The organism is Streptomyces sp. NPDC043746, assembly GCF_056436485.1.
In genome coordinates this window covers 86,380-101,626 of the sequence record NZ_JBWKCM010000013.1, presented here as the reverse complement: position 1 = coordinate 101,626, position 15,247 = coordinate 86,380, and the positions used below count along the sequence as shown (strand labels likewise).

18 protein-coding genes are annotated in these 15,247 nt (G+C 70.9%); 15 read left to right on the top strand and 3 right to left on the bottom strand.

What is annotated here, in order from left to right; genetic code table 11:
- Position 1 precedes the first annotated feature (1 nt).
- From AC0682_RS16525 to AC0682_RS16485, 9 genes are all read left to right on the top strand, one after another.
- On the top strand, positions 2–745 hold the full coding sequence (locus AC0682_RS16525) for a helix-turn-helix transcriptional regulator (protein ID WP_478533500.1): 744 nt from the start codon (positions 2–4) through the stop codon (positions 743–745).
- Complete coding sequence (gene sufB / locus AC0682_RS16520; RefSeq protein ID WP_478533498.1) at positions 742–2,163, top strand: Fe-S cluster assembly protein SufB; 1,422 nt, start codon at positions 742–744, stop codon at positions 2,161–2,163. The genes AC0682_RS16525 and sufB overlap by 4 nt, the downstream gene beginning before the upstream one ends.
- Positions 2,164–2,261: 98 nt before the next feature.
- Positions 2,262–3,479 (top strand): Fe-S cluster assembly protein SufD, encoded by a 1,218-nt coding sequence (gene sufD, locus AC0682_RS16515; RefSeq protein ID WP_478533497.1) that lies wholly within the window; start codon positions 2,262–2,264, stop codon positions 3,477–3,479.
- A complete protein-coding gene (locus AC0682_RS16510) occupies positions 3,479–3,796 on the top strand; it encodes a bifunctional 3-phenylpropionate/cinnamic acid dioxygenase ferredoxin subunit (protein ID WP_478533496.1) in 318 nt (105 codons plus the stop codon). The genes sufD and AC0682_RS16510 overlap by 1 nt, the downstream gene beginning before the upstream one ends.
- A 7-nt stretch (positions 3,797–3,803) precedes the next feature.
- Positions 3,804–4,568, top strand: coding sequence for a Fe-S cluster assembly ATPase SufC (sufC, locus tag AC0682_RS16505; protein WP_478533494.1), 765 nt, complete (start codon positions 3,804–3,806; stop codon positions 4,566–4,568).
- Complete coding sequence (locus tag AC0682_RS16500; protein WP_478533492.1) at positions 4,565–5,833, top strand: cysteine desulfurase; 1,269 nt, start codon at positions 4,565–4,567, stop codon at positions 5,831–5,833. The genes sufC and AC0682_RS16500 overlap by 4 nt, the downstream gene beginning before the upstream one ends.
- A gap of 10 nt (positions 5,834–5,843) precedes the next feature.
- On the top strand, positions 5,844–6,299 hold the full coding sequence (gene sufU, locus AC0682_RS16495; protein ID WP_478533490.1) for a Fe-S cluster assembly sulfur transfer protein SufU: 456 nt from the start codon (positions 5,844–5,846) through the stop codon (positions 6,297–6,299).
- Positions 6,296–6,634 carry a metal-sulfur cluster assembly factor gene (locus AC0682_RS16490; RefSeq protein WP_003969897.1) on the top strand — a complete coding sequence of 113 codons (339 nt, stop codon included), beginning with the start codon at positions 6,296–6,298 and terminating at the stop codon, positions 6,632–6,634. Before sufU ends, AC0682_RS16490 begins: the two co-directional genes overlap by 4 nt.
- A gap of 53 nt (positions 6,635–6,687) precedes the next feature.
- A complete protein-coding gene (locus AC0682_RS16485; protein ID WP_478533488.1) occupies positions 6,688–7,053 on the top strand; it encodes a VOC family protein in 366 nt (121 codons plus the stop codon).
- 9 nt (positions 7,054–7,062) lie between these two features.
- Here the strand turns inward: AC0682_RS16485 and AC0682_RS16480 are convergent, their stop codons facing one another.
- Positions 7,063–8,046 (bottom strand): DUF7847 domain-containing protein, encoded by a 984-nt coding sequence (locus AC0682_RS16480; RefSeq protein WP_478533486.1) that lies wholly within the window; start codon positions 8,044–8,046, stop codon positions 7,063–7,065.
- 334 nt (positions 8,047–8,380) lie between these two features.
- Here AC0682_RS16480 and AC0682_RS16475 point away from each other — a divergent pair, with 334 nt between their 5' ends.
- On the top strand, positions 8,381–8,707 hold the full coding sequence (locus AC0682_RS16475; protein WP_018512172.1) for a DMT family transporter: 327 nt from the start codon (positions 8,381–8,383) through the stop codon (positions 8,705–8,707).
- The gene (locus tag AC0682_RS16470) at positions 8,707–9,279 is read left to right on the top strand and encodes a TetR/AcrR family transcriptional regulator (protein WP_478533483.1); all 573 of its coding nucleotides are present in this window, start codon (positions 8,707–8,709) and stop codon (positions 9,277–9,279) included. Before AC0682_RS16475 ends, AC0682_RS16470 begins: the two co-directional genes overlap by 1 nt.
- 177 nt (positions 9,280–9,456) lie before the next feature.
- Here the strand turns inward: AC0682_RS16470 and AC0682_RS16465 are convergent, their stop codons facing one another.
- A complete protein-coding gene (locus tag AC0682_RS16465) occupies positions 9,457–10,332 on the bottom strand; it encodes a winged helix-turn-helix transcriptional regulator (protein ID WP_478533481.1) in 876 nt (291 codons plus the stop codon).
- A 118-nt stretch (positions 10,333–10,450) separates the two neighbouring features.
- Between AC0682_RS16465 and AC0682_RS16460 the strand changes: the two genes are divergently transcribed.
- Together AC0682_RS16460 and dapD are read left to right on the top strand one after the other, a co-directional pair.
- Positions 10,451–11,695: an MFS transporter gene (locus AC0682_RS16460; RefSeq protein ID WP_478533479.1), complete on the top strand. Its 1,245-nt coding sequence runs from the start codon at positions 10,451–10,453 to the stop codon at positions 11,693–11,695.
- A 10-nt stretch (positions 11,696–11,705) separates the two neighbouring features.
- A complete protein-coding gene (gene dapD, locus AC0682_RS16455; RefSeq protein ID WP_478533477.1) occupies positions 11,706–12,704 on the top strand; it encodes a 2,3,4,5-tetrahydropyridine-2,6-dicarboxylate N-succinyltransferase in 999 nt (332 codons plus the stop codon).
- 20 nt (positions 12,705–12,724) lie between these two features.
- On the opposite strand, the gene dapA is transcribed toward dapD, so the two are convergent.
- A complete protein-coding gene (gene dapA, locus AC0682_RS16450; protein ID WP_478533475.1) occupies positions 12,725–13,612 on the bottom strand; it encodes a 4-hydroxy-tetrahydrodipicolinate synthase in 888 nt (295 codons plus the stop codon).
- 171 nt (positions 13,613–13,783) lie between these two features.
- On the opposite strand from dapA, the gene AC0682_RS16445 reads away from it, so the two are divergent.
- Both AC0682_RS16445 and AC0682_RS16440 read left to right on the top strand, forming a co-directional pair.
- Complete coding sequence (locus AC0682_RS16445) at positions 13,784–14,440, top strand: DUF4232 domain-containing protein (RefSeq protein WP_478533473.1); 657 nt, start codon at positions 13,784–13,786, stop codon at positions 14,438–14,440.
- 95 nt (positions 14,441–14,535) lie between these two features.
- Positions 14,536–15,246 (top strand): antibiotic biosynthesis monooxygenase, encoded by a 711-nt coding sequence (locus AC0682_RS16440; protein ID WP_478533471.1) that lies wholly within the window; start codon positions 14,536–14,538, stop codon positions 15,244–15,246.
- Position 15,247 lies beyond the last annotated feature (1 nt).

Genomic DNA, 15,247 nt, shown 5'->3' with positions numbered 1-15,247 from the left:
TGTGAAAAACGACGGCGGGGCTCCTCGGGAGGAACTCGCGACCGGTGAGCGCTCGACGCGCGACCGGGTCGCGCGCTCCATCCTGCGCCATGGCCCCTCCACCGTCGCGGATCTCGCGGGGCGCCTCGGCCTCACCCAGGCCGCCGTCCGCCGCCACCTCGACGCCCTCGTCTCCGACGATGTCGTCGAAGCCCGTGAACAGCGGGTCTACGGGGCGCGGACCCGAGGCAGGCCCGCCAAGGTGTTCGCCCTGACGGACTGCGGCCGGGACGCCTTCGACCAGTCCTACGACGAGCTGGCCGCCGACGCCCTGCGCTTCATCGCCGCGTCCGGCGGGGACGAGGCGGTCACCGCCTTCGCCCGCGCCCGGATGGCCGCGATGGGCGAGGCGTACCGCGTCGCGGTCGAGGCCGCGGAGCCCGAGCGGCGCACGGAGGCCCTCGCCAGGGCCCTGAGCGCCGACGGGTACGCTGCTACGGCGCGAAGCGCGCCGGGCCCGCAGCAGGGAGAGCAGCTGTGCCAGCACCACTGCCCGGTGGCGCATGTCGCCGAGCAGTTCCCACAGCTGTGCGAGGCGGAGACGGAATTCTTCTCCAGCCTCCTCGGGACCCATGTGCAGCGTCTGGCCACCCTCGCCCACGGCGACGGCGTGTGCACGACATACGTGCCGCGCAGCGGCCACGCAGCACCCCCACAGACCACCCATTCAGCATCTGCAAGCACGGCCGGGAGGAACCCCGCATGACGCTCCCCACGGAGACTGCCCACCCTGAGCTCGAGGGTCTGGGTACGTACGAATTCGGCTGGGCCGACTCCGACGCGGCAGGCGCGACGGCCAAGCGCGGCCTCTCCGAGGAGGTCGTCCGCGACATCTCGGAGAAGAAGAACGAGCCCGAGTGGATGCTGAAGCTCCGCCTCAAGGGTCTGAAGCTCTTCGACAAGAAGCCCATGCCCAGCTGGGGCTCGGACCTGTCGGGCATCGACTTCGACAACATCAAGTACTTCGTGCGCTCCACGGAGAAGCAGGCCGCCTCCTGGGAGGACCTGCCCGAGGACATCAAGAACACGTACGACAAGCTCGGCATCCCCGAGGCGGAGAAGCAGCGCCTCGTCGCCGGTGTCGCCGCGCAGTACGAGTCCGAGGTCGTCTACCACCAGATCCGCGAGGACCTGGAGGAGCAGGGCGTCATCTTCCTGGACACCGACACCGCGCTGAAGGAGCACCCGGAGCTCTTCAAGGAGTACTTCGGCACCGTCATCCCGGTCGGCGACAACAAGTTCGCCTCGCTGAACACGGCCGTGTGGTCCGGCGGCTCGTTCATCTACGTGCCCAAGGGCGTCCACGTGGACATCCCGCTCCAGGCCTACTTCCGTATCAACACGGAGAACATGGGCCAGTTCGAGCGGACGCTGATCATCGTCGACGAGGACGCCTACGTCCACTACGTCGAGGGCTGCACCGCCCCGATCTACTCCTCGGACTCGCTGCACAGCGCCGTGGTCGAGATCATCGTGAAGAAGGGCGGCCGCTGCCGCTACACGACCATCCAGAACTGGTCGAACAACGTCTACAACCTGGTCACCAAGCGGGCCGTGGCCTACGAGGGCGCGACCATGGAGTGGGTCGACGGCAACATCGGCTCCAAGGTGACCATGAAGTACCCGGCCGTCTACCTGATGGGCGAGCACGCCAAGGGCGAGACGCTCTCCATCGCCTTCGCGGGCGAGGGCCAGCACCAGGACGCCGGCGCCAAGATGGTCCACATGGCGCCGAACACCTCCTCGAACATCGTCTCCAAGTCGGTGGCACGAGGCGGCGGCCGCACCTCCTACCGCGGACTGATCGAGATCGGCGAGGGCGCGCCGGGCGCGAAGTCCAACGTGCTCTGCGACGCCCTGCTCGTCGACACGATCTCCCGCTCGGACACCTACCCCTACGTCGACGTCCGCGAGGACGACGTGTCGATGGGCCACGAGGCGACCGTCTCCAAGGTCTCCGAGGACCAGCTCTTCTACCTGATGAGCCGCGGACTCACCGAGTTCGAGGCCATGGCGATGATCGTGCGCGGCTTCGTCGAGCCGATCGCGAAGGAGCTGCCCATGGAGTACGCCCTGGAGCTCAACCGGCTGATCGAGCTGCAGATGGAGGGTTCGGTCGGCTAGGACCTCCCGCGAGGCCCTGGGGACGGCCGCCCGCCGGCCGCCCCCGCCCCCACCGAACCACCCCCTTCTTGACTGAGAAAGCGAGCACTACGACAGCCATGGCTGAGGCTCAGAACTCCCCCACTCTCGGCTCCGCTCGAGCGGGGGGGCCCCCTCCGGTGGGCTCCACCACCGCCGGCTCCATCGCGGTGGCCGCCGAGTCGACCGTCGCCACGCGCATGAGCGCACCCCCGTCCTTCGACGTCGCGGACTTCCCCGTCCCGCACGGTCGCGAGGAGGAGTGGCGCTTCACCCCGCTGGAGCGGCTGCGCGGGCTGCACGACGGCACCGCCGTCGCCACGGGCAGCGGTGTCAAGGTCGCGATCGAGGCGCCCGAGGGCGTCACCGTCGAGACCGTCGGCCGCGACGACGCCCGGCTCGGCAAGGCCGGTACGCCGGTGGACCGGGTCGCCGCCCAGGCGTACAGCTCCTTCGAGCAGGCCTCGGTCGTCACCGTCGCCAAGGAGGCCGTGCTCTCCGAGCCGATCCGGATCGCCGTGCACGGCGAGGGCGGGACCGCCTTCGGCCACCAGGTCATCGAGCTGGGCGCCTTCGCCGAAGCCGTCGTCGTCATCGACCACACCGGTGACGCGGTGCTCGCCGCCAACGTCGACTACGTGCTGGGCGACGGAGCCAAGCTGACCGTCGTCTCCGTCCAGGACTGGGACGACACGGCCGTCCACGTCGGCCAGCACAACGCGCTGGTCGGCCGGGACGCCTCCTTCAAGTCGATCGTCGTCACCTTCGGCGGCGACCTGGTCCGCCTCCACCCGCGGGTCGCCTACGCGGCGCCCGGCGGCGAGGCGGAGCTCTTCGGTCTGTACTTCACCGACAAGGGCCAGCACCAGGAGCACCGCCTCCTGGTCGACCACAACACCCCGCACTGCAAGTCCAACGCGGTGTACAAGGGCGCGCTCCAGGGCGACGGCGCCCACGCCGTCTGGATCGGGGACGTCCTCATCCAGGCCGCGGCCGAGGGCACCGACACCTACGAGATGAACCGGAACCTCGTCCTCACCGACGGCGCCCGGGTCGACTCCGTACCCAACCTGGAGATCGAGACCGGCGAGATCGTCGGCGCGGGCCACGCCTCGGCGACCGGCCGCTTCGACGACGAGCAGCTCTTCTACCTCCAGTCCCGCGGTATCCCGGCCGAGGAGGCCCGCCGCCTGGTGGTGCGCGGCTTCTTCGCCGAGCTGGTCCAGCAGATCGGCCTGCCGGACGTCGAGGAGCGGCTGATCGACAAGATCGAGGCCGAGCTGAAGGCGTCCGTCTGATGGCCTTCGTCAAAGCCTGTGCGCTGAGTGAGCTGGAGGAGGACACCCCCAAGCGGGTGGAACTCGACGGCACACCGGTCTCCGTCGTCCGCACCGAGGGCGAGGTGTTCGCGATCAACGACATCTGCTCGCACGCGAACGTCTCCCTCTCCGAGGGCGAGGTGGAGGACTGCGCGATCGAGTGCTGGCTGCACGGATCGTCGTTCGACCTCCGCACCGGCAAGCCGTCCGGCCTTCCCGCGACGCGCCCCGTCCCCGTATACCCCGTAAAGATCGAAGGGGACGATGTGCTCGTCTCCGTCACCCAGGAGTCCTGAGTCACCCATGGCAACGCTTGAAATCCGCGACCTGCACGTCACCGTCGAGGCCGACAACGCCACGAAGGAGATCCTCAAGGGCGTCGACCTGACCGTGAAGCAGGGCGAGACCCACGCCATCATGGGCCCCAACGGGTCCGGCAAGTCCACCCTCGCGTACTCGCTGGCGGGTCACCCCAAGTACACGATCACCGGCGGTTCGGTCACCCTGGACGGCGAGGACGTCCTGGAGATGTCCGTCGACGAGCGCGCCCGCGCCGGCCTCTTCCTCGCCATGCAGTACCCGGTCGAGATCCCCGGTGTCTCGGTCTCCAACTTCCTGCGCACCTCCGCCACCGCCGTCCGCGGCGAGGCCCCCAAGCTCCGTACGTGGGTCAAGGAGGTCAAGGAGACGATGGCCGGGCTCCAGATGGACCCCTCCTTCGCCGAGCGCAACGTCAACGAGGGCTTCTCCGGCGGTGAGAAGAAGCGCCACGAGATCCTCCAGCTGGAGCTGCTCAAGCCGAAGATCGCCGTCCTGGACGAGACCGACTCCGGCCTGGACGTCGACGCGCTCAAGACCGTCTCCGAGGGCGTCAACCGGGTCCGCGCGACCGGCGAGGTCGGCACCCTGCTGATCACGCACTACACCCGGATCCTGAAGTACATCCAGCCCGACTTCGTGCACGTGTTCGCCAACGGCAGGATCGCCGCCTCCGGTGGCGCCGAGCTGGCCGACCAGCTGGAGAACGAGGGCTACGAGGCATACACGAAGGGTGGCGCTTCCGCGTGACTGACGCCCGACAGGGGCTCACCGGCCTCCTCGACACCGAGGCGATCCGCAAGGACTTCCCGCTCCTGGACCGCACGGTCCACGACGGCAAGAAGATCGTTTACCTGGACTCCGCGGCCACCTCGCAGAAGCCGCGCCAGGTCCTCGACGCGCTCAACACGTACTACGAGCGCCACAACGCGAACGTGCACCGCGGCGTCTACACGGTCGCCGAGGAGGCCACCGCGCTGTACGAAGGCGCCCGTGACAAGGTCGCGGCCTTCATCAACGCACCCAGCCGCGACGAGGTGATCTTCACCAAGAACGCCTCGGAGTCGCTCAACCTCGTGGCCAACATGCTCGGCTGGGCGGACGAGCCCTACCGGGTGGACCGCGACACCGAGATCGTCACCACGGAGATGGAGCACCACTCCAACATCGTGCCCTGGCAGCTGCTCGCGCAGCGCACGGGCGCGAAGCTGAAGTGGTTCGGCATCACCGACGCCGGCCGGCTCGACCTGTCGAACATCGACGAGATCATCACCGAGAAGACGAAGATCGTCTCCTTCACGCTGGTCTCCAACATCCTGGGCACCGTCAACCCGGTCGAGCAGATCATCCGCCGAGCCCAGCAGGTCGGCGCGCTGGTCTGCATCGACGCCTCGCAGGCCGCCCCGCACATGGTGCTGGACGTGCAGGCGCTCCAGGCCGACTTCGTGGCCTTCACCGGCCACAAGATGGTCGGCCCGACCGGCATCGGCGTGCTCTGGGGACGGCAGGAGCTGCTGGAGGACCTGCCGCCGTTCCTCGGCGGCGGCGAGATGATCGAGACCGTGTCGATGCACTCGTCGACGTACGCCCCGGCGCCGCACAAGTTCGAGGCCGGTACGCCCCCGATCGCCCAGGCCGTCGGCCTCGGTGCGGCCGTGGACTACCTCTCGGCGATCGGCATGGAGAACATCCACCGGCACGAGAAGGCGATCACCGAGTACGCGCTGAAGCGCCTCCTGGAAGTCCCGGACCTCCGCATCATCGGTCCGACGACGGCCGAGGACCGCGGTGCGGCGATCTCCTTCACGCTCGGCGACATCCACCCGCACGACGTGGGCCAGGTCCTCGACGAGCTGGGCATCGCCGTCCGGGTCGGCCACCACTGCGCCCGCCCGGTCTGCCTGCGGTACGGAATTCCTGCGACGACGCGAGCGTCGTTCTATCTGTACTCCACGCCCGCCGAGGTCGACGCACTGGTGGACGGGCTGGAGCACGTCCGGAACTTCTTCGGCTGAGGGTTGACTGGTGAAGCTTGATTCCATGTACCAGGAAGTGATCCTGGACCACTACAAGCACCCCCACGGGCGCGGCCTGCGGGACGGCGACGCCGAGGTGCACCATGTCAACCCGACATGCGGCGACGAGATCACTCTCCGGGTCAAGTACGACGGCGAGACCATCGTCGACGTCAGCTACGAGGGCCAGGGCTGCTCCATCAGCCAGGCCAGCGCCTCCGTACTGAACGAGCTGCTGGTCGGCAAGGAGCTGACCCGGGCGCGGAAGATCCAGGACACCTTCCTGGAACTGATGCAGTCCAAGGGCCAGCTGGAGCCTGACGACGCGATGGAGGAGGTGCTGGAGGACGCGGTCGCGTTCGCCGGCGTCTCCAAGTACCCCGCCCGGGTCAAGTGCGCGCTGCTGAGTTGGATGGCGTGGAAGGACGCGACGGCCAAGGCGCTGTCCGAAGGGAAGACCGCATGAGCGACAACGAGACCGCGACCATGAAGCCGGCCTCCGAGGAGGAGGTCCGCGAGGCGCTGTACGACGTCGTCGACCCCGAGCTGGGCATCGACGTCGTCAACCTGGGCCTGATCTACGGCATCCACGTCGACGACGCCAACATCGCCACCCTCGACATGACCCTGACGTCCGCGGCCTGCCCGCTGACCGACGTCATCGAGGACCAGGCGAAGTCCGCCACGGACGGCATCGTCAACGAGCTCCGGATCAACTGGGTCTGGATGCCGCCGTGGGGCCCGGACAAGATCACGGACGACGGCCGCGAGCAGCTGCGCGCGCTGGGGTTCAACGTCTGACGCGCCCCGCACCATGAAGTGAACGGCCATGCCCGCCAGTCATACTGGCGGGCATGGCCGTATCCCTTTACCACCTCGCCGTCGACGCCCACGACCTGCCGCTCATGGCCCGTTTCTGGAGCGCCGTGCTGGACTGGAAGATCCTCTACGAGGACGAGCACGAGATCGTCATCGGCGCCCACGAGACCGCGCTGCCGGGCATGTGCTTCCTCCCCGTGCCGGAGGGGAAGACCGTCAAGAACCGGCTGCACATCGATCTGACCCCCGACGACCAGGCCGCCGAGGTCGAGCGGATCATCGCGCTCGGCGCACGGCGGCTGGACGTCGGGCAGGAGGCGGACGCCACCTGGGTGGTGCTGGCCGACCCCGAGGGCAACGAGTTCTGCGTGCTGCGTCCCAAGCGGACGCTGACGGACTGAGCCCGGGCCTCAGGCGGGGGTGGTCGGCGGCGGCCCGTACTGGTCGGGCACCGGCTGGGCCGCCGCCTCCGTCAGGACCTGGGCCAGGTTCTCCTTGCGGATGCGGAGGTCCACGTACAGCAGGCCGGTCACCAGCGGCGGGAAGATCGACGAGAAGAGCTGGCTCACCAGGCCGCTGACCATGGACAGCACCATGAAGCCGGCGAACAGGGCGACGATCTCCCCGCCACTCGGTTCGCCCAGGGTGTTGGGGTCCTCGAACGCGCCGGGGAGCATCCCCAGAGCCTGGAACGGCAGCTGGATCATGTAGCCGACCATGGAGGCCAGGGCGAAGGCGAGCAGGCCGACGCCGAAGACCCGCCACCAGTTGTCGCGGACCAGCTGGGCCGAGCGGCGCAGGGCCGCGACCGGCCGCTGTCCCTCGAAGACCACGATCGTGGGGGCCAGGGTGAACTTCACCATCAGCCAGATGGCGACCGGGGTGAGGGCGAGCCAGGCGAGGAGGGCGGAGAAGAGCAGCGGGAGCACGCTCTCCGCGTCGCCCAGGGTGACCGCGTAGATCATGGTCGCGACCATGGCCACCATCGCGAGCACGAAGGGGACGAAGACGATCAGCCCCACCAGGAACACCGTGCCGATCATCGCCCCGACCCGGGACCAGGCGCGGCGCCAGACGGTGCCGAAGCCGATCGGGCGGCCCAGGACGGCCTCCTGGAGGACCACCGGGACGGCCGCCTGGACGACGGCCGACGCCAGCAGGTAGGCGACGATGCCCAGGACCATCAGGACGCCGAACGTGATGCCCAGCGGGATCAGTTCGGCTGTGTCCGGAGAGCCGGGGCCGGTGAGGGCGTCCCAGTCGGCCGCGATGGTGGAGAAGGCGATGGCCACCGCGATGCCGAGCACCACCGTCGCCGCGCCGAAGAGCGCCAGGGCGATGCCGACCAGCGGCTTCCAGTAGCGGCCGATCGTGGTGAAGGCGCCGCTGAGCATGTCCGAGACCCTCAGCGGCGCCAGGGGTATCACCCCCGGCTTGGGCGGCGGCGCCCAGCCGCCGTGCCAGCCGCCGGGGCCGGGGCCCTGCGCACCCGGCCCGCCCGGCCCTTGTGGGCCCGGTCCCTGCGCACCCCCGTGGAAGGGTCCCCCACCGAGGGGTGCGCCCCCCTGCGGGCCACCACCCCACCCTGCGTCCTGCGCCACTGCGTCTCCCGTGTCTCGTCGGCCCGTGCTGTCCGCCGGGCCGTTCTATCGGTCGGGACACCGTAGCGCCCCCGAGGTGGGCCGATCATATGTACAGTCGTACGCAACGATGCGTACACTTGTACGCATGGGATACGCATACGGACTGCTGGCCGCGGCGATCGCGGCGGAGGTGGCCGGGACGACGGCCATGAAGTACAGCGAGGGCTTCACCCGGCTCTGGCCCTCGATCGGCACGGCCGTGGGCTATCTCATCGCCTTCACCCTGCTCGCCCAGACCCTCAAGACGCTCTCCGTGGGCACCGCCTACGCGATCTGGGCCGGTGTCGGCACGGCGGCGGTGGCGCTCATCGGCATCCTGTTCCTGGGGGAGTCCAGCAGCCTGGTCAAGATCGTGGGGGTCGGTCTGATCGTCGTCGGGGTCGTCGTGCTCAATCTGGGGGGAGCGCACTGATGGCCCGCCGGTACGACCCCGACCGGCGGACGCGGATCATCGACGCGGCGCTGCGGGTGATCGTGGCCGACGGGATAGCCGGGCTCAGCCACCGGTCCGTGGCCGCCGAGGCGGACGTGCCGCTCGGCTCGACGACGTACCACTTCGGTTCGCTCGACGAGCTGCTGACGGCCGCCCTGCGCCGGTCCAACGAGAACTTCGCCCAGGCGTTGCGAGACAGCGAGGTCTGCGCCGGGGATGCGGACGGGGGCGAGGCCGCCTCCTCCGGCGCCCGGCTCGCCGATGAGTTGACCCGGGTGCTGGGGGAGTGGTTCGCGGGGGAGCGGGGTGCGGTCGAGCTGGAGTACGAGCTGTACCTCGCCGCCCTGCGCCGCCCGGCCCTGCGCCCCGTCGCCGCCGAGTGGACCGCGTCGGCGGTCGAGCTGCTGTCGGCGCGCACCGACCCGGCCACCGCGCGGGCGCTGGTCGCGCTGATGGACGGCGTCTGCCTCCAGGTGCTGCTGACCGGCTCCGCCTTCGATGCGGAGTACACCCGCGAGATGCTGACCCGGGTCGTGGACGGGCGCGCCTGAAGGGCGTTCGGAGGGGCGCCGGGACCTGCGCCGACCGGGAGCCGCGGGGCGGTCGCTCGGCGGGATGGCCTGTCTGGCTCCTCCGGCCCTCCGGCCCCTCTGGCTCTCTGGCCCCTCTGGCTCTCTGGCTCCTCCGGCCCTCCGGCTTCTCCGGCCGCCCGGCCCGCAGGGCGCCGGTCAGCCCAGGTTCCGTACCGTCTCCAGCGCCGTCCGCACGCTAGCCTCGATGTCCGTGATCGGGTACAGCACCTGCCGGACCGTCCGCTCCCGGTCCACCACCAGCGTCAGCCGCTTGAGGCGGCTGACCCCCGCCGCCCGGAACGTCGGCAGCCGCAGGGCCGCCGTCAGCGTCAGATCCGCGTCCGAGAGCAGCGAAAAGCGCAGCCCTTCCTTCTCCGCGAAGGCGCGCTGCTCGTCCGGGCGCTGCACGGAGACCCCGTGCACGGTGGCTCCGGCGGCCGTGAACTCGGCCAGTTGGTCGCGGTACGTGCACGACTCGAGGGTGCAGCCGGTCGCCCCCGGGATCCCGGCCCACCCCGGGGGATAGGCGTCCGCGCGGGCGTAGGCGCTGGGGAAGCAGTACAGAACGGTGTACGGGGTGTCCGCCACCGGGTCGTGCCGTTCCCCGTCCGCCCCGGTCAGCGTCAGCTCCGGCACCCGTGTCCCCAGCAGTCCGGCCACCCGGTCCGCCTCCCGCGAGGCCTCCGTCGTCGTCGCCATCGTCTCCCCTCCCCCCAGTACCCACGCGTCGCCCCAGTCCTGGAGCGCGATCAGGACGGGCAGCAGCGCGCGGCCGCGCGGGGTGAGGCGGTACTCGTACCGCACCGGGCGCTCCTGGTACGGCTCCCGCACCAGCACCCCCGCCTCCACCAGCAGCCGCAGCCGCTCGGTGAGGACCTTGCGCGAGACGCCCAGCTCCTGCTGGAGCGCGTCGAACCGGTGCACGCCGCGTGCGGTGTCCCGCACGATCAGCAGGGTCCACCAGTCACCGACGACGTCGAGCGCCTGGGCGATCGAGCAGTCGGCGTCGGCCAGGCTGGTCCGCTGCGCCATGGTCCCCGTCCTCTCCGTCGCTGTCGCGTACCGCCCTCCGCTGTGCGGTTGACCTTGATGGAACCATGCTGCCATAGTCCGTTCCCTCAGGGAACTTACTGCGGGGGGCGTCACGTTCATGGGCATGGTGCGCGGAGTGCCGAGGACGGTACGGCTGCTGGCGCTCGGGGTGTTCCTCAACGCCGTCGTCAGCATCACGTTCGTCTACCTCTTCATCTATCTCGTCGGTCCGCGCGGACTCTCCGCCACCCAGGCCGGGGTGATCAGCGGGATCGGCGGCATCGGCCTGGTCGCGGGGAACTTCACCGGCGGCTGGTTCGGGGACCGCCTCGGCCACCGCCGGGCGCTGCTGGCCGGTGCCTGCGTCAGCGGATCCGCCCTCGTGGTCCTGCCCGTCCTGCCGGTCGCGGCGCTGTACGGGGTGCTGCCGCTCGCCCAGTACGCCGCCGGGGTCGTCCGCTCCGCCAACGCGGCCCTCGTCGCGGTCTCCGTGCCCGAGGGCGGGGACCTGCGCCAGAGCTTCGCCCTCACCCGGTTCGCCGCCAACGGGGGCTTCGCCATCGGCCCGCCGCTCGGCGCCCTGGTCGCCGGCCGGTTCTCGTACGACTGGCTCTTCGTCGCGGACGGGATCGGCACCCTGCTCTTCGCCCTGTACGCCGCCCGCATCCTGCCCGCCCGGGGCAGCGCCCACTCCGCGCCCTCCCACGACCCCGACGCGCCGGGCGTATGGCGCGAACTGCGGGCCAGGCCCGCGGTGCTGGTGCTGCTCGCCGCGATCGTCTGCGTCGACCTCGTCTACCGCCAGCAGTACACGACTCTGCCCGTCTTCCTCGCGGACCACGGGCACGGACCCCAGCTCTACGGCTGGCTGCTCGCCATCAACGGCGGGGTCATCCTCTGCCTCGAACTGCCCGCCGCCCACGTCCTGCGCAGACGTGCCCCGCTCGGCGTGGTCGGGGTGGGGCTGCTGCTCGTCGGGCTCGGCTACGCCGTGCTCATCCCCGGCGCGGGCGTGCTCTTCGCCGTCGCCATGATGTTCTCGCTGACCCTCGGGGAGATCCTCTACAAGACCCCCGCCGCCGCATACGTCGCCGACCAGGCGCCCGCCCACGCACAGGGCCGCTTCCAGAGCCTGTACGCCGGTGCCTCGATCAGCGGCCAGGTCCTCGCGCCACCCCTGGGGGCCGTCCTGTACGCGGCGGCTCCCGCACTGCTCTGGCCGGCCTGCGCCCTGCTCGCGACGGGCGCCGGGGCGGCCGTGCTGGCGGCTCGCCGGCTGCCCGGAGCGGGGGAGAAGGCGCGGACCACGGCGAACGTGCCGGAAACCGAGACCGGTTCGCCCGAGCGGGCCCCGGCCGGTTAGGTTGCTGTCCATGACCGACACGACTTCCCAGGCCACCTCCCGTACCACCGGCGCCGTCGCCGCCGGCCTCGCCACCATCGCCGGTGACGGCACCGTCCTCGACACCTGGTTCCCCGCCCCCGAGCTCAAGCCCGAGCCCGGCCCGGCCGGTACGACACGGCTCACCCCGGACGAGGCCGTGAACCGCCTCGGCGAGGGCGCCGCCAAGGCCATCGGTGTGGACGCCCGGCGCGGGGTCGAGGTCGTCGCCGTCTCCACGGTCATCTCCTCGCTGGAGGACAAGCCGCTGGACGCGCACGACGCGTACCTGCGTCTGCACCTGCTCTCGCACCGGCTCGTCCAGCCGCACGGCCAGAACCTCGACGGGGTCTTCGGCCTGCTCGCCAACGTCGCCTGGACCTCGCTCGGCCCGGTCGCCGTCGACGACCTGGAGCGGGTCCGCCTCAACGCCCGCGCCGAGGGGCTGCACCTCCAGGTGACCTCGGTCGACAAGTTCCCGCGCATGACGGACTACGTGGCCCCCCAGGGCGTACGTATCGCGGACGCCGACCGGGTCCGGCTCGGCGCGCACCTCGCCGCCGGGACCACCGTCATGCACGAGGGCTTCGTCAACTTCAACGCGGGCACGCTCGGCACCTCCATGGTCGAGGGCCGTATCTCCGCGGGCGTCGTCGTGGGCGACGGCTCCGACATCGGCGGCGGCGCCTCCACCATGGGCACCCTCTCCGGTGGCGGCAACGTCCGCATCGTCATCGGTGAGCGCTGCCTGGTCGGCGCCGAGGCCGGCGTCGGCATCGCGCTCGGCGACGAGTGCGTCGTGGAGGCCGGACTGTACGTCACGGCCGGTACCCGCGTCACGCTGCCGGACGGCCAGGTGGTCAAGGCCCGCGAACTCTCCGGCGCCTCCAACATCCTCTTCCGCCGCAACTCGGTCACCGGCACGGTGGAGGCCCGTCCGAACAACGCGGTGTGGGGCGGGCTGAACGAGGTCCTGCACGCCCACAACTGACCCCCTCCCGGGGATCGGGATCAGGCCGCGAGGAGTTCCTCGTACGCCGCGCGCAGCCCGTCGACCGCCTCGCGGCCGGCGGGTTGCAGCGGTTCCCGGACCGGGCCCGCGTCCAGCAGGGCCTTCACGCTGACGCTGCCGGGCAGGCCGCTCGCCATCATCAGCTCGGTGAGACGGACGGTCAGCCCGTTGAGCCGGGCGGCCTCGTCGGTGCGCCCCGCGTCGAACGCGTCCAGCGGCGCCCGCATGCGGCGCGGGGCCACGTTGGCGACGGTGCTCACATAGCCCGCGCCGCCGACCGCGTACAGCGGGAGGTTCAGCTCCTCACACCCCGAGTAGTACGCCAGCGAGGTCCGCGCCAGCACCTTCGTCGACCCGAGCAGGTCGTACGCGCAGTCCTTGACCGCCACGATCCGCGGATGGTCCGCCAGCCGCAGCAGGGTCTCCGGCTCGATCCGGACGCCGGTGCGGCCGGGGATGTCGTACAGCATCAGCGGTACGCCGGTGGCCTCCGCGATCCGCAGGAAGTACGCCTCCACGGCTCCCTGCGGCGGCCGGCTGTAGTATGGGGGCACCACCAACACCCCGTCCGCGCCCGCCTCTTCGGCCTCGCGCGCCAGCCGTACCGCGTGCGCGGTGTCCGCGCTGCCGACGCCCGTGAGCAGCGGCACCCCGACACCGACCTCCGCCCGCACGGCCCGCAGCAACGCCGCCTTCTCCGCGTCCGAGGTGGTGGGCGACTCCCCGGTGGTCCCGCTGAGAACCAGCCCGTCGCACCCCTCGGCCACCAGGTGCGCGGCATGGGCGCGAGCGGCACCGAGATCCAGTGCCCCGGTGGCGGTGAACGGTGTGATCATGGCGCAGAGCGCGCGGCCGAAGGGGCGGGGGCGGGGTGCGGTGGGAGTCATGCCCGAAGTGTCGACTCCGACGACCGTGAAGGTCCACTTAGATCTGCTTGTTCGGACCGGGAAGAGACGCTGAACAGTGGGAGGGGGGAGTCCGGCACTGACATGATCGGACGGCTGGGGCGGCGTACGACGTGTGCGGCGGGGGCTGCGGTGAGGGGCGGGCGAGCAACGGTGAGCGGTACGGGTGAGCGGACGCGGGGGCCGGTTCCTCCGGCGGGGGTGCTGTGGGCGGCGGTGGCCGCCCTGGTGCTGACCGGCTGCGCCGGGTTTCTCGTTCCGGCCGGTGAGGGGGAACCCGAGCCTACTCCGACGCCCGCACCGACTCCCTCCGCCACCGCTCCGCCCGGCCCGCCCGCTGCCGATGTGCCGGCCGCCCAGGAACCGGGCCCGTCCCCCACCCCCACCGAGGAGTGCCCCGCCTCCGGAGCCGTGGTGACCATGGGGGAGGTGCAGGCCCTGCTGATGAGCCGCGCGGTCGTGCTCACCCTGACCAACTGCGGCTCCACGCCCTACCGGGTCGACGGCTACCCCTCGGTGCAGGCGCTCGGCAAGGACGGCGAGCGCCTCCCGGTGAAGGTCAACCCGGCGGGCTCGAAGTTCGGCCGCGACCACGGGCCCGAGCAGCTCACCCTGAAACCCGGCGGCACCGCGCGGTCGGTCCTCGCCTGGGTCTCCACCCAGGAGGGCGGCGAACTCATCATGGCCGACGCCCTGGAGCTGGCCGCCGCCCCCGACGCCGGGGCGCGGGTCTATCCGCTGGAAGGCCACGACATCCGGTACATGGACGAGCTGAACATGACGGCCTGGAGGGCGGAGCTGCCCGAGTGACCGCCCTTGACCTCGACCGGACTTGAGGTGTGAGGGTGGTGATCACGGCGCACCGACCGGTGCGCGCGGCACCACGACACGAGGGGTACGCCACCATGACCGCGACCACGCAGCTCACCGACCGCCCGGACCCGGCCCGCGCCGATGCCGGCATCGCCAAGGTCAGCACCTGGGACGTCGGTACGCCCGAACGGCAGCGGCAGGCCGTCGACGCCATCCGGAAGGCCTGGGAGAGCAAGGAGTGGCCGCACCCCGGACTGCTCTCGTACAGCGTCTACACGGGCGAGGACGGCAGGACCCTGCTGCACTACTCCCAGTGGACCGGCGAACAGGCCTACCAGGACTTCGTCCAGGAGAACCGGACAGACCGCAACGCGGAGATCGACGCCGCCGTGCCGGACATCGAGCGCGTCGACATCCACACGTACGAGCTGTACCGCTCCGGGCTCCGGGCCGAGGGCGACACCCGTGAGTCCGGGAGCGTCGTGATCGTGGACGTGGAGTTCGACGGGCCCGACCCGGACCGGCAACGCGCCTGGATCGACGCCGTGTTCGAGGCACTCGGTAGCGAGGCCGGGCCGCCCGAGGGAGCCATCGCCGCGCACTTCCACACCAGCACCGACGGCACCCGGGTCCTCAACTACGCGGAGTGGGAGAGCGCCGCGCACCACATCGCGGCCCTCGCCGCACCCGGTGAGGGGATCGGCTCCCCGTCACCGCTGTGGGAACGCGTCCGGACCTACTCGGGGATGACCGGTGGAGGCGTGCACCGGTACACGCCCGCACTCAGTATGCGGGCGGAGTGAG